This is a genomic window from Streptomyces sp. Edi2, from assembly GCF_040253635.1.
Taxonomy (GTDB): Bacteria; Actinomycetota; Actinomycetes; order Streptomycetales; family Streptomycetaceae; genus Streptomyces.
Genome location: NZ_JBEJGX010000003.1, coordinates 645,738 through 671,062 on the forward strand (window position 1 = coordinate 645,738; position 25,325 = coordinate 671,062).

A 25,325-nucleotide genomic window follows, 5' to 3' on the forward strand; every position below is an offset into this window, starting at 1 on the left:
CGGGCCGAGGGGCCGGCGGGGCCGACCGGGTCGACGCGGGAAATCACCGGACATCACGCCGCGGCACAGCAGGCCTATGGGGCCGTACGTCCCCTCACGCCGCCCCTCCCCCCGTGCAAGCACGGGTGCGGACCGAGCCGCCCGATGTGACCTGTTCGACGCCATCCGTTCGACGCCATCCGTTCGACGTCAGCCGTTCGACGTGACCCGTTCGACGTCAGCCGTGCGTCCTGACGCGTCAATTCCTCGATCGGTCCACCCATAAAGCGCATTTTTGCGGCGCTCTCAAGTGGTGCGCCGTGACAAGGCAGCTGACAACGGGTCATATATCGCTACTGCGATCAGAAGGCCGACGCGGTGTCGCCCTTCGCAGTAGGCCGAAAGGAACATGCCCATGCGCACTGCCCGCACCCTGTTCGCCTCAGCGGTCATTACCGCGGTATTCGCGGTGGGCGCGCCCACCGCGACGGCCTCGTCCGCGGCCCAGGACAGCACCACGGTCAGCGCCACCACCGCACACCATGACGATCACGGCCGTCACCGGAGAGGCGACCACGACCGGGACCGTGACCGGGACCGATACCGGGACCGTGACCGTGACCGGAACCGGGATCACGACCACGGCAGGTCCGGCCACCGCTGGCACGACCGCCACCACCACATGTGCAAGCACCACCACCACCGGCACCACCACCGGCCCGTCGGCGGTATGCACACCGGCGGCGGCGCCCTGATGGACGTCGACCGCTAGTCGACCGCTAAGGGCCGCCCTCAGGGGCCGGGTTTGCGCACGGGGATCAGACACGGTGACTGCTGCTCAGAAACCTTTACGAAAAGCATGGTTGCCAAGCGGACCACCGGGTCACCGACCGCCCGCCGCGCATGCGGCTACGGGAATACCCTCCACTCGGCTCTTGCCCTCCAGGCCCCTCCGCGGGAAACTCCCCTGTTTCCCGCGGAGTTCTGCGGGCAGCGGAATGATGACGCCGACGAAAGGACCTCATCATGAGCGCCGTGGAGAAGGCGAAGGCCAAGGCGGAGCAGACGACCGGGAAGGCGGAAAAGGAAGTCGGCCGCACGGTCGGCAATGAACGTCTCGAAGCAGATGGCGTGGTGCGGGAATCCAAGGGAAACCTGCGCGACGCAAAGGAAAGCGGCAAGGACGCACTCAAGGACTGACGCCAGGAATCCGTCATGGGTGGGTGGGACACATATGCCTGTGGTCCCACCCACCCACGACATGCGTTACTCCGCGAGCCGGGACGGATTCCCCTCGCGGAAGCAAGACGGCGCCATGGCCGAGGCCGCCGGCGATTCGCCGTACCAAGCCATGGCTGATAGGGAGGTGGCATGAGCGAAATTCCTCCGGTTCTGACCGTTACCGCCATCAGCACCATCGGAGCCGCCGATGTTCACGACGAGAACGCGGACTCCTGGGTGGTGATCGAAACCGCCGAGCAGGGCCAGTTGCTGCTGAATCTGCCCGGCCCCCTCTATGAGGCCGCTGTCCAGGCCACCAGGCTTCCGGCCGACCAGCCCGGCCCGGGACGCCTGGCGCTCACCGACGACGAGATCGCCGCCTACCGCGCCCATATCGCAGCGCTCTCCGATGCCGACCGGCGAGCCTGACGGCACCCACGGGAGGCCGGCCGAGTGGCCGGAAACCGCCCTCGCGGACGAGGGCCCCGGAGCTGGTAACGCATGCCGTCGAAGGCGCTCGGAGGCCCGGTGGTGCCGCTGATCGCCGACACGGTCGCCGACCGGCCCGAACGCTTCGAGGGTTTCGCCACCCTGCCGACGCCGGACCCGGACGCGTCGGCGGCCGAACTGCGCCGGGCCGTGGACACGCTCGGCCTCAAGGGCGCCATGGTGTTCGGCCGCACCGGTGAGCGCAGTAGGGACGACCCCGGCTTTCGTCCGCTCTACGAGGCGCGGCGGAGCTGCGGGTCCCCCTGTACATCCACCCGCAGCTCCCCCGCCGCACGGTCCGGGATGCCTACTACGCGGGTTTCGGGAAGAGAGCGAGCTCGCCTTCGCCGGTCCGGGCGTCGGCTGGCACTACGAGACGGGCGTCCAGCTGATGCGCCTCATCCTCGCGGGCACCTTGGACCGGCATCCGGATCTGCAGATCATCCTCGGTCATTGGGGCGAAGTCGTGCTCTTCTACCTGGAGCGGATGGAGTCGCTGAACCCGGCGCTCAAGCTCGACCGGCCCTTGCGCGACTACTTCCGGCAGAACGTCTTCTACACGCCGAGCGGCATTCTCAGCCAGGCCTGCCTTCAGCGCACCCTCGAGATCGCCGGTGTGGAACGCGTGATGTTCTCGGCCGACTACCCCTTCCAGGAAACCGGCGGAGGCAGGGCTCGTGAGTTCCTGGAACGTGCCGAGCTGGCGCCCGAGGAGCGGGAACTCATCGCCCACGGCAACTGGGAGCGACTGCTCGCACGCTGAGCCCTCCGGGCGGGTCAACTTCGCCCACACGCCGCCCGGTTGGCGGGCAAGCTGGTGGCACGATCCGTTCACCACGGACGCCGCCTGGGTACGGCCCGTGCCGCACCACGGGATGCCCGTCGTGGCCCATCCGCGCACCGTGTAATGGGCCTGGCCCGGACTTCACTCACTCCAGCACGCCGGTGACCAGCAGCTTCAGCGACATCGCGAGCCGTCGAGTCTCGCCCTGCCCCAGCAGGCGCACGATCGGCCCGTTCTGCAGTGCGCCGAGCAGGACATGGGCCAGCAACTCGGCGTCCAGCCCGGGGCGTTCTTCGGCGAGCAGCCCGCTGATGTGGCCGTGCCAGAACCCGTAGACCGAGTGCTGTTCGCGCGCGTCCTCCTGGGGGTCGCGGGGGGCTGTCGCCGCCTGACCGAGGGCAGCCAACAGACCCTTGTTGCGGCCGACCACGTCCACGACCGCGTCGAGGAAGGCCAGCAGCCGCTCTCCGGGAGGGGCGCCCGGGCCCAGCGGCGGGGGGCCGTGTGCGACCGACTCGTGCAAGGAGAGGGCACGTTCCAGCATGAGCTCCCGCATGAGGCCCGCGCGGCTGCCGAAGCGGTGGAACACCGTGCCCTTGCCGACACCGGCCGCGGCAGCGATGCGCTCCATCGACACCTGCTCCGGTGGGTTTTCGGTGAGGAGCCTTTCGGTCGCCTCCAGGATTGCGCGCCGGTTGCGTACCGCGTCGGCGCGTTCGCAGCGGCCTTCCGCCATCAGTTTTCTCCTCGCCCAAGACCCGTGATCCCGTGGACAACTGGACCTGCGGTCCAGTACGTTCTGAACTGGACCTGCGGTCCAGTTCACTCCAGTGTAGAACACCACCCTGTTCAAGGAGAGTTGCCGTGCGACGAATCCGCTACCACTCCTACGGCGGCCCCGAGGTCCTCACCCTGGAAGAAGCCCCCGTTCCGGTCCCGAAGGCGGGGCAGGTGCTCATCCGGGCCGAGGCGATCGGCGCCAATTTCGTGGACACCCAGCTTCGGCGCGGCATGGCCCAGGCCGAGCTCTACCCGAGGCCCTTACCCAGGTCCCTCACAGGCGACGTAGTGGGCACGGTCGAGGCGGTCGGGCCGGACACGGACCCGGCCCTGTTCGGGCGGCGGGTCGCCGCGGCGTCCGAGGACGCGTTCTGCGACCTGGCTGTCGCGGATGCACGCTGGCTCGTCCCGGTACCCGACGGGCTCGACGCGGACACGGCCAGTGCACTCCCGATGGCGGCACCAGTGGCCCTGGGTGCACTGCGCGCCGGACGGCTTGCGCACGGCGAGATCGTACTGGTCCACTCCGCTGCGGGCACCATTGGCCACCTCGCCGTGCAGCTCGTGAAGGCGGCCGGCGCGGGGACGGTCGTCGCCACGGCCAGTACGGCTGCCAAGCTGGACTTCGCCCGCGCCCACGGCGCCGACATCGGCGTCAACTACAGCGACGAGGACTGGCCGCAGCAGGTCCGCACGGCCGTGCCCGGCGGAGTGAATGTCGTCCTCGATGCGGCCGGTGGCGAGATTCTGCGCCGCAGCCTGGACGTACTGGCACCGTACGGACGGCTGGTGGCGTACGGCGCGGCGAGCGGCGAGCTCGGCAGCGTCCCCGTCACCGACCTGTTCGCACTGAGATCCGTCATCGGGTTTTCCCTGCTTGCCGCGCGTGCGGCTGACCCCGAGCAGGCTCTGAAGGATCTGGCTGAACTCACCGAGTACGCGGCGCAGGGGCTGTTGCGCACAGCGGTCCACGCCCGGCTGCCGCTGACCGCGGCCGGCGAGGTGCACCGGCTGCTGGAGAGCCGTGCACAGCTGGGCCGCGTACTGGTCGTCCCGTAGGACGGCCGACCCGTCCGCAGTGGACGTATCAGCTCAGGGATCGACGTATCAGCCCAGGACGAGCGGCAGCTTCGCGGCCAGTCCGCCGAGGTCGGCGCACTCCCCCTCGGCCGGTGCCCGGCGCCCGGTGCCGATCAGCAGTGCGTCCTTGTCGGTGAACGACGCGGGGAATGCGGCGCCGGCGATCTGTTCCAGCATCGCGCGGGACCGGGCCAGGCCCTCCGGGGGCGGTTCCTTCGCGTCCGGGAGGTACGCGATCAGATCGAGGTGGTGCAGCGTCCATTCCAGGACGTACGCGGCCAGGTAGTCGCTTACGGTCAGGACCTCGTCGCGGGTGCTCACCCGGGTGCCGGGGTCGGCGAGTTCTGCGGCGCGTCCGGCGGCGGAGCCGACGTCGTCGAGGTGGAAGGTGAGCAGGCGTGGTTCCTGGTACGCGGCGGCCAGCCGGACGGTCAGCGCATCGAGCGGGTCCTCGCCGGTCGGCGGTTGGTCCTGGACCTTCCAGTAGGTCACCGCGTTCACGGTCGGCCGGGTTCCGGCGGGGGTGGCGAGGGTGATCAGGACGTCCTGCGCGTCGATGATCAGGTGGCACACGAGGTCCCGCACGAGCCAGCCGGTGCAGCCGGACGGCTGCCCGAAGTCCTGGTCAGGGAGTTCGGCGACCGCCGTACGCAACGCTGCCCATGAGCGTGAGAAGAGATCCACATCGGCACGGTAGTGCGGTCCCGGAACGGCGGACAAGGGATGCCCCCTCCACGGGGGTGGTCCCCTAGCCCACGGGGCGGGGCGGTGGCAACCAGTGCACGGGCCCGTGCGTCGACAAAGGTATGTCGACCGTGAACATCTTTCTCCGGAAGGCACTGCTCTTCGCCTGGCTGGAGACGCGCTGCTGTGCCTTCGCCATCGCCCTGCTGTCGGGCGTGGCCGTCTCCCGGGCGCTGCCCCAGCTGCCCATTGCCCGATACGACCTGCTGGTCGCCTATGGGGTGCTGCTGACCGCGCTGTTCCTGGCCTGCCGCTGGGAGAGCGGGCGCGACCTCGCGGTCATCGCGGTGTGCCATGTGATCGGTCTGGCCTTCGAAGTGGTGAAGGTCGCCCTGGGGTCCTGGAGCTATCCCGAGCCGGCTGTACTGAAGTTCGCCGGCGTGCCCCTCTACGGCGGCTTCCTCTACGCCGCCGTGGGCAGCTACGTGTGCCGGGCCTGGCATGTGATGGATCTGGAGCTGAGCCGCTACCGCGCCGGAGCGACCTCGGTGGTGGCCGTGGCGATCTATGTGAACTTCTTCAGTCACCACTGGCTCCCTGACCTGCGCTGGCCCCTCGCCGCCGCGCTGCTCGCGGCCACGGCCGGGACACAGGTGAGGATTACCGTCGGGCACACCCGCCACAGGATGCCCCTGGCGCTCGGCTTCGCCCTGATCGGCTTCTTCCTGTGGCTCGCGGAGAACATCGCCACCTACCTCGGCGCCTGGCGCTACCCCGACCAGCTGCACGGCTGGCAGCCCGTCGCCGTGGAGAAGATCGGTGCCTGGGCGCTCCTGATCAGCGTGACCTTCGTCCTGGTCGCCTGGGCCAAGGGCAAGCAGACCCCCAGGAGCCCGAGCCCAAGCCCGGGGCCGGGTACGGGTACGGGTACGGGTACGGTCGGCGATTCTCCGCGACTCCGCACCCGTGCCGCACGGAGGGCGAGCCGCGAGGCCCTTAATGGCGCGGCAGGAGGGACCCCAGAGGCCCGAGATCGAGGTTGAGGTCTTCGAGGCGCAGGCCGTGCTGATCGCACAGCTCGGTCATCCGCTCTTCGAGGTGCATCAGTGTCTCCCCGATCTGGTCCACCTGTGCGTCGCTCAGGTCTCCCTGTTCCACCCGGCGGATCGCCTGCCGTTCCATCAACTGCCGCAGGAGCTCCACCACGGTGAGTACCAGCGAGACGAGGTCGCGGCCCATCTGGTCACGGTCGAGGTCGAATCTGCTCTCGCGCGGGCCGGTGCGTTCGCTCATAGCGGGCCCGAGTCCGACCACGGCGCGGGCACGCGTTCGCTGACCGATGACAGCAACGCGTGGAGGGAGAGCCGCACCAGGGGCACGTCCGCGATGGCGATGACCAGGTCCCCGCTGATGACGACCCCGGTGGCCAGGATGCGGTCCAGAAGGTCGACCAGCGGGACGCCGATGGGGCCGGCGAGCGGGCCCGGTGTTTCCCAGGGGACGGGGTGCTGGGCGGACAACGGCTCACACCTCCCCGACGAAGGAGTACGGGACCCAGGGGCCCGATAGTTCGACCTCTGCTCCCGTGCGAAGCCGCAGGCTCGCCACCGCGTCCCGCAGTCGCTTTTCGCACACCGAGGTCACCAGGTAGGTGGCGTTCAGGATCTGCATGCGGTGCTTCTCCCCCGTCATCTCCGGGCTGTGCGGGCGCAGCCGGCGGGCCGCAGTGGCCAGGCGGCTCAGGGCGGCATCGATGTCTTCGGCGCTCTGCAGCGCGCGGTCGTGCCGGTGTTCCCGCGCCTGGTGCAGCCCTCGCTTCCGCTCCAGGTAAGCGCGGCCCGCTCCGCGTGGCGCCCGGTCGCCGCCGTGCGGAAGAGGCGGGGCGGGCGCAGCCGTGGAGGGCGCGAGGGCCGACGCGGGAAGGTAGACCTTGACCCCCCATTCGGCGTGGTCTTCGATGCGTGCCAGCACCGCGGTGAAGCGGTCCGTGTCCGCTTCCAGGGCCTGGCGCGCTCGCTCGTCCCCCCGGTAGAGAGTGGCCAGCGCCAGCGGTGCCGTGGGGCCACAGGCGGCGGCCGCGGTCACGACTTCGTGGTGAGCTCGTGCGCAGCGTTCCAGCTCCGTACGGTCCGACAGCCGCTGCTGCCATGCGTCCTCGCTGAACTCGGCAGCGGGCACGTCCTGGACGACCGCCGTGAGGGCGCCGAACCGCAGACCGCGTACGGGAAAGCCTTCGGCGAGGCCGGCGAGGCCCGTGAGGGCGGCCGGGCCGAGCTGTCGGCATACCGCATAGACGTAGGTCGCGGTGGCTCCGTACGCGGTGCCGGGCTGCTCCTCCGTTGCGTCGCTGCACGTTGCATCGCGGCCCGTTGCGTCGCTGCACGTTGCGTGGCTGCATGTTGCGTGGCTGCTGCCCGTCATGTCCCTGCCCCTGCGCCGGCGCCCGCCGTGTCCTGTGACCGGGAGGAGGGTGAGTCACCCTCCTCGGCGGACTCCAGTGCTTCCACGCGCTCACGCAACCGGTGGTTCTCCTCCCGCAACTCGTTCCGTGCTGCCTTGGAACTGAGTGCGGGGTCGGTCTCCCACCAGTCGATGCCGGCTTTCCTGGCCGTCTCCACTGACGCGACGAACAGCCGGAGTCTGATGGTGAGGAGTTCGATGTCGAGGAGGTCGATCTTGATGTCACCGGCGATGACGATCCCCTTGTCCAGGACGCGTTCGAGGATGTCGGCGAGGTTCGAGGTGGACGGGCCGTTGGCGGCAGGAGGAGCGGCCCATCTCTCATCGACGTCGGTCACGCGGTCGCTCCTTTCCTGCGGTCTCTTCCTTCGCTTCGCCGGCCACGTCAGCTCTCGTAGAGCAGGTCGAGCAGTTGCTCCTCTTCCCGTTCGAACGCCTCTTTGCCGAGGTGACCGGATTCGAATTCATGGTTCAGCGCGACGAGCCGGGCGCGGATCACGGAGGGGTCGTGCAGCTCGCGGTCGGCCGCCTGAGCGAGTTGATCGGCCACCCAGACCACACCCCGGACCGGCGCGAGCGGCAGGGTGAGCACACCGCTGATCAGCCCCACCTCAGCCTCCCGCCCTCGCCCTCGCGGCGAGCGGCCGCGGTTCGAGGAAGCTGTAGCAGGGCAGCGGGCCCGCCACCCGGAGTTCGACGCGATCGCGGTGGTGCCGGGCCAGACGCTCTGCCTCCGCGAGGAAGCCGGCGCTGTCGTTCCGGTCCACCAGGAACGACATATTGACCTGGCACCCGGAAACCTCCGGCCCGGCGGCGACCGCATGCGCCCGGGGCCTCAGCGCCCGCACGATCTCATGACCCGCTTCGGCGGCGCGGCGCGACAGCGCGCCGGCCACCGCCTCGCCGAGGCGCATGTTCGCCTCGTAGCCAGGCCGTCGGCGCACCGCCTCGCGCAGGCCGCGGATGGTGGCGTCCCCTTTGACGAGCGCGGCGAGCGAGTCGTCGGCAGGCATCGCCTTGACGTTGATCTCGACCCTTCCCGCGAGGTCGTCCAAGGCGGCCAGATGCTGCTCCTCGGCGTCCGAGAGCTGCCGGCGGACCACCGCCTCGTCCGGTGCGACCATGCCGAACCGCATGGGCAGGACGGGCCCGGACGCGGCCAGGGCCAGCAGCAGCTCCTGGTGCGCCATGAGGTCGCGACGACGGGCGCGCAGGTTCGGCGGCGCCGGGCTCACGACCGCGGCAACGTGCCCTTCACCGATGCGCTCCACCGCCCCCGGCGGTTCTCCCACTCCGCGCAGGTGCGAGGGCAACGGGTGGTCGGCCCGGACGATGCCGTAGACGTAAATGCCGCAGACGTAGCTGCCGTCGTCCGTCACAGGTCACTCACTCCTCTTCTGAGCGCCGTCGGCGGGAGGCGGTTTTGGACCGGGTGGAACTGCTGCGCCGCCGGCGCTGCGGCTGCGCTTCCTCCTCGGATTCGTCATCCTCGTCGTCGCCGCCCACCACCGAGCGGACGGTGTCACCAATGGAGCTGACGGCTTTCTTGGCCTTGTGCTTTCCGACGCTTTTGGCTGCCTGGCCGCCGAAGAGCTCCGGAACGGTCACGCTGCCCGAATCGTGCTCCAGATCCAGCCGGTTGCACGCCTCCGCAAAGCGCAGATACGTATCGACGCTGGCCACCACGATGCGGGCGTCTATCTTGAGGATTTCGATCCCGACCAGGGACACGCGTATGAACACATCGATGACCATCCCCCGGTCCAGGATGAGTTCCATCACGTCGTACAGCGTTCCTGCCCTGGGCGGGCAGGGAATGACTTCGCCGGACAGTCCCGAATATGTCGTCGTGGCCATGTGAGGTGCCCTTTCAGCTGGTCAGCGCTCCGCGTTCACTGGTCGGCCGCACCTCGTCGATAGCGGTGGGTCCGGTAGTACTCGAGTAGTTCGCCCTCGTCGTCGAGCTTCACGTCGTATGTCGCCAGAAGGCTCGTGGTATCCGGAATCCGCGCCAGCTCCAGCACATCCACCTCGACACACCAGCCGTCGTCGGTCCGGCGTACCGCGGAAACACCTTCCACCCGCTGGCTGATCAGGCTCTGCAGCAATTCGGCGGCCCGGCGAGCCACTGTCCCGGGACCGTTCCCCGGCGTTTTCTTCTGCTTTCGGGCAGCCGTGGACGACCGGACCCTCGTTCGGGATTGTTCTGCCATACACCAAGTCTCATCGCCACCCTGGCCTGCGCATCTTCAACGGGACCAAATGAGGCGCCGACGGTTCGGCGCGACCGCATGCGGGACCCCGGACGACGATGCCGTGGCCCGGCCGGCGAAGCCCCCGCCACGAGCCCTTGCCGGTCGCTCGTCCCGCGTTACGGTCCGCCCCCGTCGTCCGCTCCCGTCGTCCGCTCCCCTGTCGACAATGGCTGGTTTCCCGGTGTGGCCGGACCCGCCAGGGCAGGTTGGGTGAAGAGGGTCCGGACGGGGAGGGGAGATGGGCGGAGAGGTGCGCGTGTACGACTACATCATCGTGGGGGCCGGGTCGGCGGGGTGCGTGCTGGCAGCCCGGCTCAGCGAGGACGAGAACACCCGCGTCCTGCTCGTCGAGGCCGGGCCGGCGGACGATGCCCAGGAGATCCACGTTCCGGCCGCCTTCAGCAAGTTGTTCCAGACCAAGTACGACTGGAGTTACCTCAGCGCATGCGAACCGGGTCTGGACGGCCGCCGCCGGTTCCTGCCCCGGGGCCGGATGCTCGGTGGTTCGTCGTCCATGAACGCGATGATCTACATCCGCGGCAACCGGCGCGACTACGACGCCTGGGCCGTCGCCGGCGCCGAGCAGTGGAGCTGGGACGACGTCCTGCCCTACTTCCTGCGCGCCGAGGACTTCCAGGGCAAGAAATCACCGTGGCACGGCACCGGCGGTCCGCTGACCGTCAGCGAAGGCCGCTCCCGGCATCCGCTGATGGCTGCTTATGTCGCGGCCGCCTTGGAGGCCGGCCACCCCTTCACCGCCGACTTCAACGGCCCGGAACAGGACGGTGTCGGCTACTACCACCTCACCCAGCGCAACGGCATGCGCTGCAGCACGGCCGTTGCGTATCTGCGGCCGGCTCTGGACCGGCCGAATCTGGAGGTGCTCACCGGCGCCCAGTGCACCCGCATCCTGTTCGACGGCGAGCGCGCGAGCGGCGTCGAGCTGGAGCGGGGCGGCGAACTGCGGCAATGGCACGCCGAGCGGGAGGTGGTGCTGTCGGCCGGTGCGTACAACTCCCCGCAACTGCTGATGCTTTCCGGGATCGGCGTGGCGGGTGAACTCGCGGCGCTCGGCATCACGCCCCGGGTGGACCTCCCGGTGGGGGAAAATCTGCAGGACCACCCGCATGTCGGCCTCTCCTATCTGACCGACACCGCAACCCTGTTGACCGCCGAGACGCCGGACACCGTGCGCATGCTGGAGACCGAGGGGCGGGGCCCGCTCACCTCCAATGTCGGTGAGGCCGGCGGCTTCCACCGCACCCGCGAGGAACTGGACGCCCCGGACATCCAGGTGCACGCCACCCCGGTGATGTTCCACGAGGAGGGCATCAGCCCCGTCACCGACCACGCCTTCATGTTCGGCGCGGTCCTGCTCGCCCCCACCAGCCGGGGCAAGGTCTCGCTGCGGTCGGCGATCCCCAGCGCCGCTCCGCACATCCTGCACAACTACCTGGCCACCGAGGACGACCGCGCCACGATGCTGCGGGCGCTGAGGATGCTGCTGGACATCGCCGACCGCCCCAGTCTGCGCAAGCACCGCCGTGCCGACTTCCGCGTTCCCCGCTCCACGGACGACGCCGGGCTGCTGGAGTTCGCCCGTCGTGAGCTGCACACCTTGTACCACCCGGCGGGCAGCTGCCCGATCGGCCCCGTGGTCGACTCCCGGCTCAGGGTGCACGGGGTGAGCGGCCTGCGGGTGGTGGACGCGTCGGTGATGCCCACGGTGGTCCGGGGCAATACCAATGCCCCCACGATCATGATCGCGGAGAAGGCGGCGGACCTGATCCGCGACATCCCTGCCCCGGCCTGACGGACCTGCGCAGCGTGTCCGGTTCGACGGGCCTGAACGGCTTGACGGGCCTGAGCAGCCTGACCGGCCCGTTCGAGTGAGCCGCGGGGACGGGCCGTACCCGGGCCGGTGCCGTGCGGCGTACGCCCTGGGGTCCGGCCGAGCGGAGGGCACCGCCCCGGACCTGGCGCGGGCCGCCCCCGACCTGGCGCGGGCCGCCGGTGTCCCGGCGGGCGCCGGCTCCGGGTCCCTCCTAGATTGGCCCCATGGGGCCGTGCACGGCAGGAGGATGGGCAGGCAACCCGTGAGGAGACCGGAGCTCGATCATGCGGCGCTGTTCGCCGCGACACCGAGCGCTTGCCTGGTCCTGGACCCGGACCTGGTGATCGTCGACGTCAACCAGGCATACCTCCAGGCCACCGGACGCACCCGGGACAATCTGCTCGGGCAGTACGTCTTCGATGCCTTCCCCGACAACCCCGCCGACCCCGACGCCGAAGGGGTGCAGAACCTGCACCCCTCGCTGAACCGGGTGCTGGCTTCCGGAGAGCCGGACACCATGGCGGTCCAGCGGTACGACATCCCCGTGGCCGACCAGCCGGGTCTGTTCGAGGAGCGCTGGTGGTCCACCATCAACACCCCCGTCATCGGGTCGGACGGCACCGTGGGCTGGATCATCCACCGGGTGGAGGACGTCACGGCGTTCGTACACTCCCGCCGGTCCCGTCAGATGCCCGGCGGGCAGCTGAGCGAGCGCGAGGAGGCGATGGAGGCCGAGCTGTACGTCCGTGCGCGGGCGCTGCAGCACCTGAACGAGGAGCTGCGCCGGGCCCACGCCCGCGAACGCCAGGTCGCGCTCACCCTCCAGGAGGCCATGCTCCACTCCCCCGACCTCGCCCGGCACCACAACATCGCGGTGCGCTACCTCCCCGCCATCGGCTCACTGAACGTCTGCGGCGACTGGTACGACATCGTCGACCTCCCCGGGGAGGCCTTTGCCGTCGCGGTCGGCGATGTCGTCGGCCACGGCCTGGAGGCCGCCGCCGTCATGGGGATGCTCCGCAGTGCCCTCAGCGCCGCCGCCCGTTCCGTCGAGGGGCCCGCCCAGGCGCTGAAGGTGCTGGGCCTGTACGCCCGGTCCGTCGACAAGGCCCTGGCCACCACCGCCGTCCAGGTACTGATCGACACCGGCCGTCGCGAGGCCACCTACAGCAGCGCCGGTCACCCACCCCCCGTCCTGCTGCGCGCCGACGGCACCCACGCGCTCCTGGACCAGGCCACCGACCCGCCCCTGGGCGCCCACTCCGAAGACGAACCCCGCCCGCAGGCCCGCCTTCCGTACGCCTCCGGCGACACCCTCGTCCTCTACAGCGACGGGCTCGTCGAACGCCGCGACGAGGACATCGACGCCAGCCTGGCCCGGCTCACCGACGCCCTCTCCCGCTACAGCCGGTTCAGCCCGGAACGCCTCGCCGACGCGCTGCTGACCCGCCTCGGCGTCAGCGCCGGTGCCCACGACGACATCGCCCTCGTCATCGTCCGCCTGTAACCGCGCGGAGAGTGAGGACACGTACGAGTTCGGCGGGATTCTTCGGTTTCTGCGGGAGTGACCCAACGGACTGCCGACTGCCGACTACGGACTACGGACTACGGACTACGGACTACGGACTACGACGAGAGTCATTCGACGTGTACTCCCTGTCATGGTGGTCGACTCCCCCGCGCACATGGGCAGCTCTCCTCGCCCCGCAACCCGACCAGCAGATGCAGCTACGAGGTGCGTCACGCACGATGGGATGAAGAAGATCCAGATCCTCGAACCACTCGGGATGACCGATGACAGAGCATCCAGGACTTCCTCGTGCGAACCACCGTCGTGCGCCGCAGGGCTGCTCGGCACGGCGGCCTACCGGAACCGGCCCGCCCGGCTGCCCCCACCACATGTCCGCGGTGAGCACCACGCGGGTCTTCCGCGCCGTGCTCACTGCCGTGCTCCCCACCGTGATCCTGGCCCTTGTCGTGGTCCTTACCGGTGTGGGGGCGTTCACCGGCACTGCCCGGGCGGACAGCCCCCGTTCCCGGACCACTACGGCTTCAGCTGGGGCCTTCACCCCGGCCTCGGCCGCCCACCGTGCGGTCGCCCCGAGTCAGCCCGCGCCGGAGCCCTCAGATGTGGTCCAGACGTATTTCAGGGTGCTCAACGACCGTGATTTCGTGGCTGCTTGGGCGATCGGCGGACGGCAGCACATCGCGGGCCGGACGTACGACGCCTTTGTGGCGTCCTTCAACACCGTCTCGAAGTTCGACGTCACGATCGAATCAGTGGACGGCAACAAGGTCGCGGTCAAGCTTGACGCCGCACAGACCGATAGAACCCATCGTCATTACGCCGGCACCTACACCGTTGCGGACGGCGTGATCGTGGCCGCCGACATCCACCCCGAGTGACCGTACAAGCGCCTCGGCCCTCACCCGCTGTCGGAGCCCCGGCCCTCCCCCGCGCCCCGCATGTCTCTTTGAGCTGGGTTCCCGCCTGCCCGGTGTCGCCCGGGGTGCGCGGCCCGAGCTGACTTACCGTGGCCGGGTGACAGCAAGTGCAGGCAAACGCGCATGCCGCCGTGACCTGTGGGCGGTTGCGGGTGCGGTGGCGCTGTGCGTACTGGCGGCGGTCGTGGGGCGCGTCATCAACCGGACCATTTACGGTGCCGAGGGCATTCTGCGGCTCGGCTGGCCCCCGTTGTACGCATGGTGGCTCCCGCACACCGGCCCCGGCACTCCGGCGGCGGTGGCCGTCGCCGCACTGGTGGTGGTCTACGGTCCGCCGACCGCACGGCGTCTGCGGTGGCGGGCGCTGGTACCGGCCGTGTGGGCCGCGGCGATGGCCTGGACGTGGTCGCTCGCGCTCGTGGACGGGTGGGGGCGTGGCATCGCCGAACGGCTGACCACGAACCTGGAGTACCTGCAGTCCGTCGACGACGTGCACGATCTCGGCGCGTTTCTGCGCGACTTCACCCACCACATCCTGGTCGGCTCGCCCGCCATCTGGCCGGCGCATGTGGCCGGTCATCCGCCCGGGGCGCTGCTGACGTTCGTCGGCCTGGACCGGATCGGGCTGGGCGGCGGCGCCTGGGCCGCGGCCTGGTGCCTCACCGTCGGGACCTCCCTCACCGCGGCGATCCTGGTGACCGTGCGTGTGTGTGGTGGTGAGGAACTGGCGCGCCGGGCCGCCCCGTTCCTCGTGCTGGCCCCCGCGGCGGTATGGATCGGGGTCAGCGCCGACGGCTACTTCGCGGGTGTGGCCGCCTGGGCCCTCGCCCTGCTGGCCATGGCGGCCACACGGAGCACGCGGGTACCGCGTCTTGCCGCGCTGGGCGCGGGGCTGCTGCTCGGCTGGGCCTGGTATCTGTCCTACGGCCTGACCTTGCTCGTCATCCCCGGGGCGGCGGTGCTGCTGATCGCGCGCTCGGCCCGTCCGTTGCCCTGGGTGATTCTGGGGGTGCTGGTGTGGGTGGTGGCGTTCACCTCGGCCGGCTTCTGGTGGCTGGAGGGCTATACGACCCTCGTCGAGCGCTACTACCAAGGCGCCGCGAAGGTACGCCCGTACAGCTACTTCCTCTGGGCCAACCTGGCGGCCCAGGTACTGAGCGTGGGCCTGGCCACCGTCGCCGGGCTGCGCCGCGCCGCCGGGCCGCTGTGGACGGCGGTACGCGGCATCCGGCGCGTACCGCCGAGCGGGCAGGGCGCCCTCGCCGTGCTGGTCGCGGCAGGGCTGTGCATGCTGCTGCTCGCTGATGTGTCCGGGATGAGCAAGGCGGAGACCGAACGGATCTGGCTGCCCTTCGCGGTGTGGACGCTGCCCGCATGCGCGCTGCTGCCGCGCCGCTTCCATTCCTGGTGGCTGGCGGCGCAGGGGCTTCTCGCGCTGCTGGTGAACCATCTGTTGCTGACCGGCTGGTGACGGTGGCCGGCTGCGGCCACCGCTGACGACCGGCGGCCGGCCCGCGCGTCTACTCCTTCTGCTCCGGGGGCGCCGGCGGAGGAGGAGACGAGGGAGGAGCCGAGGGGGGAGACTGCGGCGGACTCGGCGGCGGAGGCGGAGGAGTCGGCGGCGGAGGAGTCGGCGACGGAGGCGGAGGAGTCGGCGACGGTGGAGGAGTCGGCGGAGAAGCCGGCGGCGACGGGGGTGCTGCCGGAGGTGGTGCCGGAGACAGCGGACCCTCGGATCGTGCACCGGAGGCATACGTACGCCACAAGGCGATCAGCAGACACACCGCGGAGGCCGCAAAGAGCGCCGCGGAGATCAGCAGCCAGCGGCCCCAGAACACCTCGGACGGCAGGGCGGTGTACAGCGAGAACCCCGGGACCCTGCGCAGGATGAGCGGGTACCACACCAACAGCAGCAGGAGGGCGACAAAGGCGGGCACCCGGAGGTAGTTGATCCCGCCTGCCACCACGGGCGCCGGAGCGACCCCGGACGCCGGAGGTTCCGCGTCGCGCCGCCGACGGTGCGGGCGCCGGATGAGGCGTTGTGCCACACGGTCGGTGACGGTGTAGAGGGGCAGGAACACCAGGTCGTGCAGGAGGGCCGCGCCGACGAACCAGAGGAGGACACCGAGGGTGTCTCCGGTGAGCAGTCGCACGCCCGCGTACCCGGCCAGGAAGAAGGAGCACAGGACGAGGAGGAAGTGGAGCGGAGACGCCCCGTAGCGGGGGCGGAAGCCCTTCACCGTGCGTCCCCGAAGGTCAGACGGGTGACCCATTTCGTGTTGTGCACACCAGGGTTGGCGGGGACGATGATGCGCGCCGGGTATCCGTGGTCCGGGGAGAGGTCGGCGCCGTTGACCCGGAGGGCCAGCAGCGACCTGGCATCGCGTACCTGGTTGTCGCGCAGATGCGTCGAGCGGAAGGCTCCGGCACGCTGCACGGACTCGACGAAAACGCCCGGTGGGCCGTGGCGCAGTCCGACGAGGGCGGCGAGGTCCGTCAGCCGGACACCGCTCCAGTGCTGGTCGTCGGTGGACCAGCCCTCGACGCAGGCGATGGGCAGGGCGGCCGTGTGCTGGGGCAGGGCGAGGAGTTGTGCGCGGGTGCAGCTCTGCTCCCGGCCATTGCCCCGTACGACCAGCCGCCATTCGGGGCCGATGTCGCGGGCCCGGATCCCGACGCTCGCCGCGGTCTTGTTGATCTGGAAGCCGTTGGGCCCCCGCCCCGGCTCCTGCCCGCGCGGAGCCAGCAGCGCGGTGCCGCGGAGGATGCCACCGATGCTCTGCCCGGCCGTGACGAGGAGCAGGCCCAGGGACCCCGCACCCACCAGGCCGAGAGCACCGCGCCGCGACATGGTGGGAGCCGCGGGGTGCGGGGTCACCAGGCCGGTGTCGTCGGCCGGTTCACTCTCCGTCCGGGCGGCCGGGGTCCGCAGCTCGGTGCGCAGGCGGCGGCTGCGCAGCGCACTGGCCATTACGGGGACACGGAAGGCGATATGGACGAGGAAGGCGCCGATGAACACCCAGGCGCCGTAGAAGTGCAGGGTGTAGAAGGAGCCCGGGAAGATGTAGTGCAGCTGGATGTTCAGCACGCCGGTGACGAACTCGAACAGTGCCCCGCCCACGAGAAGCAGCAGCGAAAGCCGTTCCAGCGCATGGCTCGGTGAGCGCAGCGGCGGCCAGGAGAACAGCTTCGGGATGACCGACCACAGCTTCGCCAGCAGCACGGGGATCAGCACCACACCGAGCGTGACATGGATGCCCTGGGTGAGGCGGTAGAGCCAATACGGGCTGGTCGGCCAGGAGAAGAGGTAGAAGCCCAGCCAGCCCTTGCCCGGAGTCTGGTCGTTGCCCGGAGCCAGCTCGGGGTTGTAGGCGGCGTAGGACAGCAGTCCGGTGACGAAGAGCACGGGGATGCCGACGAGCAGGACCAGCCCGAACACCGAGGTCAGCCACGGCCCCCGCAGGGGGCTGCGCCAGAACGCGGGACGTGCCGGACCCGGTGGCGGACCGCTTGGCAGGTGGAGGAGGCCGGAGGCGCGGCGGTGCGGTCCGTCGTCGTGGTCGCTCGGCTCCATGGCATCCCTCCGCCGTTTCCTGGCCGGCTCGGCCGGCCGCCCAGGGAAAAGATATGCAGCGAGGGGCACATATCGTGCTAACCAGGCCCATTCGGCGGATTGTGGGGCGCGGACGGCCGGGAGGACACCTCCGGGCGAGTGGAACCGCCCGCCAGGGCCGCCTGCCGAGGGGCGGCTGCCGAGAGGTGACTTCCCGGCCACACGCTCTACTCCGAAGCCCCCTGCACCTCCCCGGAGGTGTCGTCCCGCAGGTAGGCGAGCCGGTCGACCACCTCGACCACCCCGTCGACGCTTTCGCACAACCGCACGGCAATAGGGACCAGGCTCTTGTGATCCACCGTGCCGGTGAGCGTCACGGTGCCCTCCGCGACGTCGACCGTGACCGCGGACGGGGACACCCCGAGCGTCCGCGTCAGCACCTCCTCCAGTACCTCCTCCTGGATGGCGCGGTCCCGGCGCAGAAACAGCCGCACCAGGTCACTGCGGCTGATCACCCCGATGAGCCGCCCGGTGTCGTCGACCACGGGCAGCCGCTTGACCTTCTTCTTCTCCATCGTCCTGGCCGCTTCGACGACACTCCACTCGGGCCGGGCCACCACGGCAGGGCTCGTCATGATCGCTTCGGCGGTGGTCGACCCGAGCTTGGCGAGCTGCCTGCGCAGCAGATCGGCCTCGGACACCACGCCCACCGGCCGCTCGTCCTCGTCGAGGACCGGGACGGCGGTGATGTCGTACTCGTCGAGCAGGTGGGCGATCTCCTTGAACGGAGTGCCCCGTTGGACGACGACGGCGTGGGGTGTCATCAGGTCGGCAACGCTGCGGTGCCTCATGTTCGGCCAGTCCCTCCGGGTGGTGCACGGGCCGGATCTCACCGGCCTCACGGGCGGGGAATCCGGTACGGACAAGACTGCCTCGCCCCGGTGCGGTGTGCGGGGCCCGACGGGTCCGGCGCGTCCTCGGCCACGCGCGCTCGCAGGGGCGGCCCACTATTCGTGCGGAACCACCGCGATCGGGCAGGTCACATGGTGCATGGCGGCATGCGCCACCGGACCGACGCGTGGCGCGAGCGGGGGACGGTGCAGTTTGCGGCCGACCACCAGCAGTGCGGCCCCGAAGACCGACTGGACCAGGGCCCGGGTCGGGCTCTCCGCCAGAACGGTCCGCTGTACCGGCACCTCGGGGAATCGCTCACACCACGGACGCAGAGCGTCCTGCAGCTCGACATCCGCTTCTTTGGTGAGTTCCGTCGCGGCATCGGGGTCCAGGCCCCACGGGGTGTAAGCCTCCATGGGGAGCGGACGCCCGTGCACGGCCTGCAGCGAAAGCCCCCGGCTCGCCGCGGCGTCGAAGGCAAAGTCGAGCATCCGTTCGCACGGGCCGTTGAGGCTGAGGCCGGTGACGACCCGTGCCTCGGGGGCGGGCGGCGGGCCATCCGGCCGTTCGTGACGCGAGGGTCCGTGACGCGGCGGTTCGTGACGCGGGGGTTCGTGACGCGGGGGTTCGTGACGCGGTGCTTTCGCGCGCCCGCCCTCCTCCCGGACGAGAACGACCGGCCCCTTGGCCCGGCCCACCACGTTCAGGCTCACATCGCCGAGTACATAGCTCTCCCACGGCCCGAGCGCCCGCGAGCCGAGCACGATCATCCGCGACTCGCCGGCCGCTCCCAGCAGCGCCGGTTCGGCCTCCGCCCCCACCAGGTCCTCGATGATCCGCAGATCCGGATGACGCTCGCACACCTCGTCCCGGGCCCGGCGCACGATCTCCCGGGCGCCGGCGTTCCGGTCCCGGTCCGCGGGCGGGTGCGGCGTCTCGGCGGCCAGCAGTATGCACGCATGAAGAAGCCGAAGCGCCGACTGCCGCCGGTCCGCTTCGTCGGCGGCCCAGTGCGCGGCCGCCAGGCTCTCCGGCGAGCCGTCGAGTCCCACGGTGATGACTTCCGGCTCCATGGCCGCCTCCGACCGGGTACGACGTCTCCGCCCTACTCCCCCATCGTGGCCCCGATCGCCGGAGCCTGCCAGGCCGTACGGGTCCCGCGGCCGCGGCGCGGTGAGACCAGGGCTCGCCTGCCGCTGCGGACCGTCCGAGGGCCGTGGGCGCCGGCTGCCGTCAGGAGCCGTTGGACGGGCTGAGGCCGGCGGACGGACCCGGGCCGTGGGACGGGCCCGGGGCGGAGGTCGGGCCCGGGGCGGCCGGGTGCTTGCGGAGTTCTTCGTTGAGCCTCCGGGCTTCGTCGAGTTGGTCTTCGAGGGTGACGATGCGGCAGGCGGCGTCGATCGGAGTCCCCTGGTCGACGAGCTCGCGGGCGCGCGCGGCAATGCGCAACTGGTGGCGGGAGTAACGGCGGTGGCCGCCCTCGGAGCGGAGCGGAACGATGAGCCGCGCCTCGCCCACCGCCCGCAGGAAGGCGGGCGCCGTGCCGATCATCTCCGCGGCACGCCCCATGGTGTACGCGGGGAAGTCATCGTCATCGAATGTGTCGGTGACATGCGGGCGGGCTCTGGTGTCACTTGCACCTCTCTGCTGAACGCGTCGAAGGGCCCTGGCGCGTACGGCACCGGGCCCCGAGGTCGTCGTCAACACCATCTACCGGCACCGCACACCGGCCGGACCGCCCGGCAGGGACCGTTTCCGCTCCGGAGTCCGGATACCCCCGCAGGGCATACCGCGCCGGCAGGCAATTTCGTTGACTACGCGAGAAATATTCGCCACTGCGATTTCGAATATCTATCGCAAATGGCATAGATTTCCGGCGTAGCCACGACCGTCCGCAGTGGTCCGGAGCGGCGAGGCCGAGGAGTAGGGAGGCAGGGAGGAGATCCGGACGGGCCGCTCCCCGTGCAACGACCCGGCGAAGCGCCGGGCGGACGCCGTCACGGTCGGCGCGGGGCCGGTCGTGGGCGCACAGCGGACGGACCGGCTGCGCGCGGGAGCCGCGCCGGGCAGGAGCGTGGGCGGGCCGCGCTTCCCGCCCGGAGGACCGGCGCGCCGATGGTGAATATCTGGTGCCGCAACGACAGAAATACCTGCCGGGCCGGTGGGGATTTTTCCGGCCGGAAAGGGACGGGAGCAACAGCCGCGCAGGTCCGCTGGTGCCGTGCTAGTGTCGATCTCAGTTGCAGTTGTGGTTCCCAAAGACTTCACGCTACCTCGCCCGCTTCCCAGGCCGGCGGGGAATGCTTTTGTATTTCCGGTTTTCCGGAGGGGCAATCATCGCGGCGACGCGGGGTTCGCACAGTGCGGACCCCGGGCACTGCCCCGAAGGAGATATGACATGGCTACTGGCACCGTGAAGTGGTTCAACTCGGAAAAGGGTTTCGGCTTCATCGAGCAGGACGGCGGCGGCGCTGACGTCTTCGCCCACTACTCGAACATCGCCACCCAGGGCTTCCGTGAGCTGCAGGAGGGCCAGAAGGTGACCTTCGACGTCACGCAGGGCCAGAAGGGCCCGCAGGCCGAGAACATCCTCCCCGCCTGACACTGACGCGTCACACCGCAGCTGGGGCCCGCACCTTGGGTGCGGGCCCCAGCTCGTTGCCCTTTGCGGAATGCGCTGTGCGTGCCGTCGCGGCCGCACGAGCGACAAGGGGCAGCCTGTTCGGCGCCGGAACCGCAGCCTGCTGCGGCAGTACGGCAGCCCGTCCAGTTCCGTGCTCCGGCACCGTGTCCGCCTCCTTTTGCGGCGGCACTTTTTCACGCGCCGGCGGTCGATTCCGCCCCGCCTCGTTCCATCTGTTTTCTACGGTCCGTGCTGCGATTCTTTTGTGTGTGGCTGACAGCTGCCGGGAATTCTTCGACGTACCGCATCGAGGAAGGTTCTTCATGAACCGCACAGCTCGCCCGAACGACCGCTCCACCCGGAACCGTTCCAACGGCTCCGCCGGCTCCGGCCGCGGCGGCTACCGCCCGCAGGCGTCGAACCGGTCCGGCGCCAAGCGCCGCCGCCCCGCCGCACGGCCGGAAGAGTTCGCGCTGCCCGTCACGCACACCCCCGCACTTCCCCCGGCCGAGAACTTCGCCGCACTGGACATGCCGCCCGCGCTGCTGGCATCTCTGACCGCCGAAGGGGTGACCGCCCCGTTCCCGATCCAGGCCGCCACGCTGCCGAACTCGCTGGCCGGGCGCGACGTCCTGGGCCGTGGGCGCACCGGTTCGGGCAAGACGCTCGCCTTCGGGCTGGCCCTGCTGGCCCGTACCGCCGGCCAGCGCGCCGAGCCCGGACGGCCGCTCGCCCTGGTGCTGGTCCCCACCCGCGAACTGGCCCAGCAGGTCACCGACGCACTCACCCCCTACGCCCGGTCGCTGTCCCTGCGGATGACCACCGTCGTCGGCGGGATGTCGATCGGCCGCCAGTCCAGCGCACTGCGCGCCGGGGCCGAAGTGGTCGTCGCGACGCCCGGACGGCTCAAGGACCTCATCGGCCGTGGTGACTGCCGCCTGAACCAGGTCGCCATCACCGTGCTGGACGAGGCCGACCAGATGGCCGACATGGGCTTTATGCCCCAGGTCACCGCGCTGCTCGACCAGGTCCGTCCCGAGGGGCAGCGGATGCTCTTCTCGGCCACCCTGGACCGCAATGTCGACCTGCTGGTCCGGCGCTATCTGACCGACCCCGTGGTCCACTCCGTCGACCCCTCGGCAGGCGCCGTCACCACGATGGAGCACCACCTGCTGCATGTCCGCGACGCCGACAAGCACGCCACCACGACGGAGATCGCCGCCCGTGAAGGCCGGTCGATCATGTTCCTGGACACCAAGCGCGCCGTCGACAAGCTCACCAAGCACCTGCTGAACAGCGGCGTGCGCGCCGCGGCATTGCACGGCGGCAAGTCCCAGCCCCAGCGCACCCGCACCCTGGCCCAGTTCAAGACCGGCCATGTCACCGTCCTGGTGGCCACCAACGTCGCGGCCCGCGGCATCCACGTCGACAACCTCGACCTCGTCGTCAACGTCGACCCGCCCACGGACCACAAGGACTACCTGCACCGCGGCGGCCGTACCGCCCGGGCCGGCGAGTCCGGCAGCGTCGTCACCCTCGTCCTGCCCAACCAGCGCCGCGAAATGGACCGCCTGATGGTCGACGCGGGTATCACCCCGCAGTCCACCCAGGTCCGCTCCGGGGAGGCCGAGCTGAGCCGCATCACCGGCGCCCAGGCACCCTCCGGGGTCCCCGTCACCATCGCTGCACCGGTCGTCGAGCGCCCCAAGCGCAGCGGCTCCTCCACCCGCGGCCGCCGCAGCCGCTCCGCCCAGGCCCGTCGCTCCACCGGATCGCCTCGCACCGCGACCGGTGCGTCCCCGCGGCAGCGGTCCGGCGGCAAGGCCTCGTGACCACCCAGCTCCACCCGCCCGTTTCCGGCTTCTCCTCGACCCTGTAGAGGCACTATGCGCGTCGTCATCGCCCGCTTCCCCTTCGACTTGATCAAGACTGAGGTGCAGGATGCGATGAAGGGCATCAAGCCCGAGCCCGTCACGGGTGAGTCCGTGCTGATCGGCAACCGGCACTACCCCGTCAAGCAGGTCGGGGAGGTCATCACCCGGCAGGACCGTCGTGACTTCAGCGCCGGCGAGGTGACCCGGGCGCTGACCCGCCTCGGGTTCACCTGCCGCTCCGCGGCCCCGGCGGCCCGCACCCCGCTCGAGGAGGCGTCGGACCTGCTCCAGGCACCGGCGTCCCCTGACCTGCATCCGGAAAGCTGACGCCCTGACGGTCGCCGCGGCATGGCGTCATGGCGTCGCGGTGGCATGACGTCATGACGTCGCAGGGGCATGGCGTCACCGTCATGCCTCATGGCGTCATGGCGTAAGGCGTCATGACGCATGGCGTATGGCGATTCGTCAGCGATCAGCGGTCGGAGTAGCGGAAGTCGCCGACCGTCCAGGCGCCCACGTCCTTGATCGCGACGCGGTACATCCCGCCGGTCTCGGGCAGGCCGAAGCTTCCCTGCAGGATCCTCGCCACATGGAAGTGCAGATGCGTGGGCGGACCGCTCCGGTTGGCCGGGCGGGAGTGCGTACCGGCTGAGGAGAAGAGCGAGGAGAACGGCCCCAGCTGTTCCGATTCCTCGAGGACCTCGGCCACACGCTGCCGCCACACGGTCTCGGGGGCCAACCGCCCGGTGAGGACGGCGCCTTGGACCGCAACGGTGAGAGACATCTGATTGCTCTGCTCCGACTCCACCATGGCGGCGATGTCGACGAGCAGTTCGTCGGGCTTCGACATGGCAGCAGACTTTACTGCCGTGACCGGCCCTTGGCAGCACACGCGGCGGCAGGGAGTGGGCCCGCGCTGCCCTCCTGACACTCGTACGGCTCTCCGAAGGCGGCCGTACGGCTCCCGTGCGGCGCTCGTACGGGCTCTCGTACGACTCCAGGGCCGATTCCCCGGGTGATTCCCGGGCCGACTCCCGGGCCGCCGCCGTACGGGCCCCGTGCCGCCGCCCGGACCTGCCGGCTGCAGCCGTCGGCCCCTGTGGCCGCGAGAGCCGCCCTCCTTTCCCCGGAGTGCCGGAGCCTTCACGGGGTAACGGTTCGAAGGGGCGGGCGAGGTGCCCGTCGACAGGAAGGGAAGCGGCGGATGGCCATAGCCAAGACCAGCGTCCTGGTACTGGATTGTGCGGAGCCCGCGGCGCTGGCGGATTTCTACGCACAATTCCTCGGTGGAGAAGTACGGATCGGCACCAGCCCGGACTTCATCGAAGTCGTCGAAGGCGGCACCGTCCATCTCGCGATACGGCGGGACCGCGGTGCGGCGCCGCCGAGTTGGCCCCGGCCCGATGACTCGCAACAGGCCCATCTGCACTTTCTCGTCCCGCAGGACAACATGGACGAGGCGGAGCGCGAGGCGGTCAGCCTGGGGGCGCGGCCCTTGCAGACCCGGGAGAACGGCGGGCCCTACGACGCCCGCCGCTACTCGGACCCCGCGGGCCACCCCTTCGTTCTCGCCGCGAGCGAAGGGCACGCCCTGGGGCAGGCGAACTGAAGCGCGCCGCCAACGGGACGCGGGCCGGGACCCTTGCCCAGGGTCCCGGCCCGCTCGGTAGGCACGGAAGGGTTCGCGCAGAACACGTCGGGGACGGTGCCGTGGCCCTCAAGGGTTCTGCGGGTCGACCCCCGTATGCGCTTCGGCGTCCTTCCCGCCGCTGGGCCGGCGCGACGGGCCCTTCGGCCCCATGTCCCGCATGCCCTTCTCATCAGTCTCGGCAGCGTGCTTCTCGCCGCTGCGCGTCTCGCTCTTCACCTCGCTCGCCGGCGGCACCTTCTCCTGCCCGGACGTTTCCTTGCTGCGGTCCTTCTCGGGCGCATAGCGCTCGGGGTGGAACGACCTGTGCGCACTCTCGTTCTTCTGCTGCTCGGTCTGGTCGACGTCGGGCGACCAGCCGTGCTGCTCGGTGCCCTTGTGCGTGCTGGGGCCCTCACCCGTCCTCGGGTGCGACTTCCGGTCCTTGGTCATGTCTGCTCCCTTGGTTGGCGTCGCCGGCGGGCGGCGCCGGCCCCGCGCCCCACGCGATGGCCGAAAGGCCTGCGCAGGGGCGGCAAGCCCTCGCATCCTGCAGTCCTCCGGCTCATGTGCCGTGCGGTGTCGTGCCCATGCCGCTGGGACCCACGTGCCGAAGGCTCCCCCACGTCCAGCCTGCGGGCCGACCGGATCATCCGCATCTCAGCCAGGGGTGGTGCGGTGCGTAGCCTCGGGGTGACCCTCCGTCCCTACGGGTGCCGCCGGCCGATATCTCGGGCGGGCAG

Annotated in this window: 30 protein-coding genes and 2 pseudogenes; 15 read left to right on the forward strand and 17 right to left on the reverse strand. The window is 70.3% G+C overall.

Going from position 1 to position 25,325, the window contains the following annotated elements:
- Nucleotides 1-394 precede the first annotated feature (394 nt).
- The 5 genes and pseudogenes from ABR737_RS06195 to ABR737_RS06215 all read left to right on the forward strand — a co-directional run bounded on the left by ABR737_RS06195 (nt 395) and on the right by ABR737_RS06215 (nt 2,452).
- Nucleotides 395-751, forward strand: a complete 357-nt coding sequence (locus ABR737_RS06195; RefSeq protein ID WP_350249178.1) for a hypothetical protein — start codon at nt 395-397, stop codon at nt 749-751.
- A gap of 254 nt (nt 752-1,005) precedes the next feature.
- Nucleotides 1,006-1,179 carry a CsbD family protein gene (locus tag ABR737_RS06200; RefSeq protein WP_088796137.1) on the forward strand — a complete coding sequence of 58 codons (174 nt, stop codon included), beginning with the start codon at nt 1,006-1,008 and terminating at the stop codon, nt 1,177-1,179.
- A 171-nt stretch (nt 1,180-1,350) separates the two neighbouring features.
- Nucleotides 1,351-1,629 carry a hypothetical protein gene (locus ABR737_RS06205; RefSeq protein ID WP_350249179.1) on the forward strand — a complete coding sequence of 93 codons (279 nt, stop codon included), beginning with the start codon at nt 1,351-1,353 and terminating at the stop codon, nt 1,627-1,629.
- 72 nt (nt 1,630-1,701) lie between these two features.
- Nucleotides 1,702-1,923, forward strand: a pseudogene (locus tag ABR737_RS06210) (amidohydrolase family protein); the annotation flags it as partial.
- Nucleotides 1,886-2,452: an amidohydrolase family protein gene (locus tag ABR737_RS06215; RefSeq protein ID WP_350249180.1), complete on the forward strand. Its 567-nt coding sequence runs from the start codon at nt 1,886-1,888 to the stop codon at nt 2,450-2,452. The pseudogene ABR737_RS06210 and the gene ABR737_RS06215, both read left to right, overlap by 38 nt.
- A 166-nt stretch (nt 2,453-2,618) precedes the next feature.
- Here the strand turns inward: ABR737_RS06215 and ABR737_RS06220 are convergent, their stop codons facing one another.
- A complete protein-coding gene (locus ABR737_RS06220) occupies nt 2,619-3,209 on the reverse strand; it encodes a TetR/AcrR family transcriptional regulator (RefSeq protein WP_350249181.1) in 591 nt (196 codons plus the stop codon).
- A gap of 128 nt (nt 3,210-3,337) precedes the next feature.
- On the opposite strand from ABR737_RS06220, the gene ABR737_RS06225 reads away from it, so the two are divergent.
- Nucleotides 3,338-4,312 carry a quinone oxidoreductase family protein gene (locus tag ABR737_RS06225; RefSeq protein WP_350249182.1) on the forward strand — a complete coding sequence of 325 codons (975 nt, stop codon included), beginning with the start codon at nt 3,338-3,340 and terminating at the stop codon, nt 4,310-4,312.
- Nucleotides 4,313-4,360: 48 nt separating this feature from the next.
- On the opposite strand, the gene ABR737_RS06230 is transcribed toward ABR737_RS06225, so the two are convergent.
- On the reverse strand, nt 4,361-5,017 hold the full coding sequence (locus ABR737_RS06230; RefSeq protein ID WP_350249183.1) for a maleylpyruvate isomerase N-terminal domain-containing protein: 657 nt from the start codon (nt 5,015-5,017) through the stop codon (nt 4,361-4,363).
- 122 nt (nt 5,018-5,139) lie between these two features.
- Here ABR737_RS06230 and ABR737_RS06235 point away from each other — a divergent pair.
- Nucleotides 5,140-5,913, forward strand: a pseudogene (locus ABR737_RS06235) (DUF817 domain-containing protein); the annotation flags it as partial.
- A gap of 100 nt (nt 5,914-6,013) precedes the next feature.
- On the opposite strand, the gene ABR737_RS06240 reads toward ABR737_RS06235, so the two are convergent.
- The 8 genes from ABR737_RS06240 to ABR737_RS06275 are packed head-to-tail and all read right to left on the reverse strand — an operon-like array spanning nt 6,014 to nt 9,690.
- On the reverse strand, nt 6,014-6,310 hold the full coding sequence (locus ABR737_RS06240; RefSeq protein ID WP_350249184.1) for a gas vesicle protein K: 297 nt from the start codon (nt 6,308-6,310) through the stop codon (nt 6,014-6,016).
- Complete coding sequence (locus ABR737_RS06245; RefSeq protein WP_350249185.1) at nt 6,307-6,537, reverse strand: gas vesicle protein; 231 nt, start codon at nt 6,535-6,537, stop codon at nt 6,307-6,309. Before ABR737_RS06245 ends, ABR737_RS06240 begins: the two co-directional genes overlap by 4 nt.
- A 4-nt stretch (nt 6,538-6,541) precedes the next feature.
- Nucleotides 6,542-7,438 carry a GvpL/GvpF family gas vesicle protein gene (locus ABR737_RS06250; protein WP_350249186.1) on the reverse strand — a complete coding sequence of 299 codons (897 nt, stop codon included), beginning with the start codon at nt 7,436-7,438 and terminating at the stop codon, nt 6,542-6,544.
- The gene (locus ABR737_RS06255) at nt 7,435-7,815 is read right to left on the reverse strand and encodes a gas vesicle protein (RefSeq protein WP_350249187.1); all 381 of its coding nucleotides are present in this window, start codon (nt 7,813-7,815) and stop codon (nt 7,435-7,437) included. Before ABR737_RS06255 ends, ABR737_RS06250 begins: the two co-directional genes overlap by 4 nt.
- Nucleotides 7,816-7,862: 47 nt before the next feature.
- On the reverse strand, nt 7,863-8,087 hold the full coding sequence (locus tag ABR737_RS06260) for a gas vesicle protein GvpG (protein WP_328389800.1): 225 nt from the start codon (nt 8,085-8,087) through the stop codon (nt 7,863-7,865).
- Nucleotide 8,088: 1 nt separating this feature from the next.
- Entirely contained in the window at nt 8,089-8,856 is a 768-nt protein-coding gene (locus ABR737_RS06265) for a GvpL/GvpF family gas vesicle protein (RefSeq protein ID WP_350249188.1), read from the reverse strand.
- A 7-nt stretch (nt 8,857-8,863) separates the two neighbouring features.
- A complete protein-coding gene (gvpJ, locus tag ABR737_RS06270) occupies nt 8,864-9,334 on the reverse strand; it encodes a gas vesicle protein GvpJ (RefSeq protein ID WP_350249189.1) in 471 nt (156 codons plus the stop codon).
- 35 nt (nt 9,335-9,369) lie between these two features.
- A complete protein-coding gene (locus ABR737_RS06275; protein WP_350249190.1) occupies nt 9,370-9,690 on the reverse strand; it encodes a gas vesicle protein GvpO in 321 nt (106 codons plus the stop codon).
- 280 nt (nt 9,691-9,970) lie between these two features.
- Here ABR737_RS06275 and ABR737_RS06280 point away from each other — a divergent pair, with 280 nt between their 5' ends.
- From ABR737_RS06280 to ABR737_RS06295, 4 genes are all read left to right on the forward strand, one after another.
- A complete protein-coding gene (locus ABR737_RS06280; RefSeq protein WP_350249191.1) occupies nt 9,971-11,545 on the forward strand; it encodes a GMC family oxidoreductase in 1,575 nt (524 codons plus the stop codon).
- A 268-nt stretch (nt 11,546-11,813) separates the two neighbouring features.
- Nucleotides 11,814-13,073, forward strand: coding sequence for a PP2C family protein-serine/threonine phosphatase (locus ABR737_RS06285; protein ID WP_350249192.1), 1,260 nt, complete (start codon nt 11,814-11,816; stop codon nt 13,071-13,073).
- A gap of 401 nt (nt 13,074-13,474) precedes the next feature.
- The gene (locus tag ABR737_RS06290; protein ID WP_350249193.1) at nt 13,475-13,972 is read left to right on the forward strand and encodes a hypothetical protein; all 498 of its coding nucleotides are present in this window, start codon (nt 13,475-13,477) and stop codon (nt 13,970-13,972) included.
- A gap of 136 nt (nt 13,973-14,108) precedes the next feature.
- On the forward strand, nt 14,109-15,482 hold the full coding sequence (locus tag ABR737_RS06295; RefSeq protein WP_350249194.1) for a hypothetical protein: 1,374 nt from the start codon (nt 14,109-14,111) through the stop codon (nt 15,480-15,482).
- Between the two features lie 49 nt (nt 15,483-15,531).
- On the opposite strand, the gene ABR737_RS06300 is transcribed toward ABR737_RS06295, so the two are convergent.
- The 5 genes from ABR737_RS06300 to ABR737_RS06320 form a co-directional block, all read right to left on the reverse strand.
- Nucleotides 15,532-16,251 carry a hypothetical protein gene (locus ABR737_RS06300; RefSeq protein WP_350249195.1) on the reverse strand — a complete coding sequence of 240 codons (720 nt, stop codon included), beginning with the start codon at nt 16,249-16,251 and terminating at the stop codon, nt 15,532-15,534.
- Nucleotides 16,248-17,585 carry a molybdopterin-dependent oxidoreductase gene (locus ABR737_RS06305; protein ID WP_350249196.1) on the reverse strand — a complete coding sequence of 446 codons (1,338 nt, stop codon included), beginning with the start codon at nt 17,583-17,585 and terminating at the stop codon, nt 16,248-16,250. Before ABR737_RS06305 ends, ABR737_RS06300 begins: the two co-directional genes overlap by 4 nt.
- A gap of 206 nt (nt 17,586-17,791) precedes the next feature.
- Entirely contained in the window at nt 17,792-18,415 is a 624-nt protein-coding gene (locus ABR737_RS06310; protein ID WP_350249197.1) for a CBS domain-containing protein, read from the reverse strand.
- Nucleotides 18,416-18,571: 156 nt separating this feature from the next.
- Entirely contained in the window at nt 18,572-19,531 is a 960-nt protein-coding gene (locus ABR737_RS06315; RefSeq protein ID WP_350249198.1) for a universal stress protein, read from the reverse strand.
- A 160-nt stretch (nt 19,532-19,691) separates the two neighbouring features.
- Nucleotides 19,692-20,027 carry a MerR family transcriptional regulator gene (locus ABR737_RS06320; RefSeq protein ID WP_350249199.1) on the reverse strand — a complete coding sequence of 112 codons (336 nt, stop codon included), beginning with the start codon at nt 20,025-20,027 and terminating at the stop codon, nt 19,692-19,694.
- 829 nt (nt 20,028-20,856) lie between these two features.
- On the opposite strand from ABR737_RS06320, the gene ABR737_RS06325 reads away from it, so the two are divergent.
- The 3 genes from ABR737_RS06325 (at nt 20,857) to ABR737_RS06335 (ending at nt 23,282) form a co-directional block, all read left to right on the forward strand.
- Complete coding sequence (locus ABR737_RS06325) at nt 20,857-21,060, forward strand: cold-shock protein (RefSeq protein ID WP_042152846.1); 204 nt, start codon at nt 20,857-20,859, stop codon at nt 21,058-21,060.
- A gap of 344 nt (nt 21,061-21,404) precedes the next feature.
- The gene (locus ABR737_RS06330; protein ID WP_350249200.1) at nt 21,405-22,913 is read left to right on the forward strand and encodes a DEAD/DEAH box helicase; all 1,509 of its coding nucleotides are present in this window, start codon (nt 21,405-21,407) and stop codon (nt 22,911-22,913) included.
- Between the two features lie 54 nt (nt 22,914-22,967).
- Nucleotides 22,968-23,282, forward strand: coding sequence for an SCO5918 family protein (locus ABR737_RS06335; protein ID WP_350249201.1), 315 nt, complete (start codon nt 22,968-22,970; stop codon nt 23,280-23,282).
- A gap of 145 nt (nt 23,283-23,427) precedes the next feature.
- Here ABR737_RS06335 and ABR737_RS06340 read toward each other — a convergent pair whose 3' ends face one another.
- On the reverse strand, nt 23,428-23,805 hold the full coding sequence (locus tag ABR737_RS06340; RefSeq protein ID WP_350249202.1) for a GvpU-like protein: 378 nt from the start codon (nt 23,803-23,805) through the stop codon (nt 23,428-23,430).
- A gap of 354 nt (nt 23,806-24,159) precedes the next feature.
- On the opposite strand from ABR737_RS06340, the gene ABR737_RS06345 reads away from it, so the two are divergent.
- Entirely contained in the window at nt 24,160-24,564 is a 405-nt protein-coding gene (locus ABR737_RS06345; protein ID WP_350249203.1) for a VOC family protein, read from the forward strand.
- Between the two features lie 108 nt (nt 24,565-24,672).
- Here ABR737_RS06345 and ABR737_RS06350 read toward each other — a convergent pair whose 3' ends face one another.
- On the reverse strand, nt 24,673-25,035 hold the full coding sequence (locus tag ABR737_RS06350; protein ID WP_350249204.1) for a hypothetical protein: 363 nt from the start codon (nt 25,033-25,035) through the stop codon (nt 24,673-24,675).
- Between the last annotated feature and the right edge of the window lie 290 nt (nt 25,036-25,325).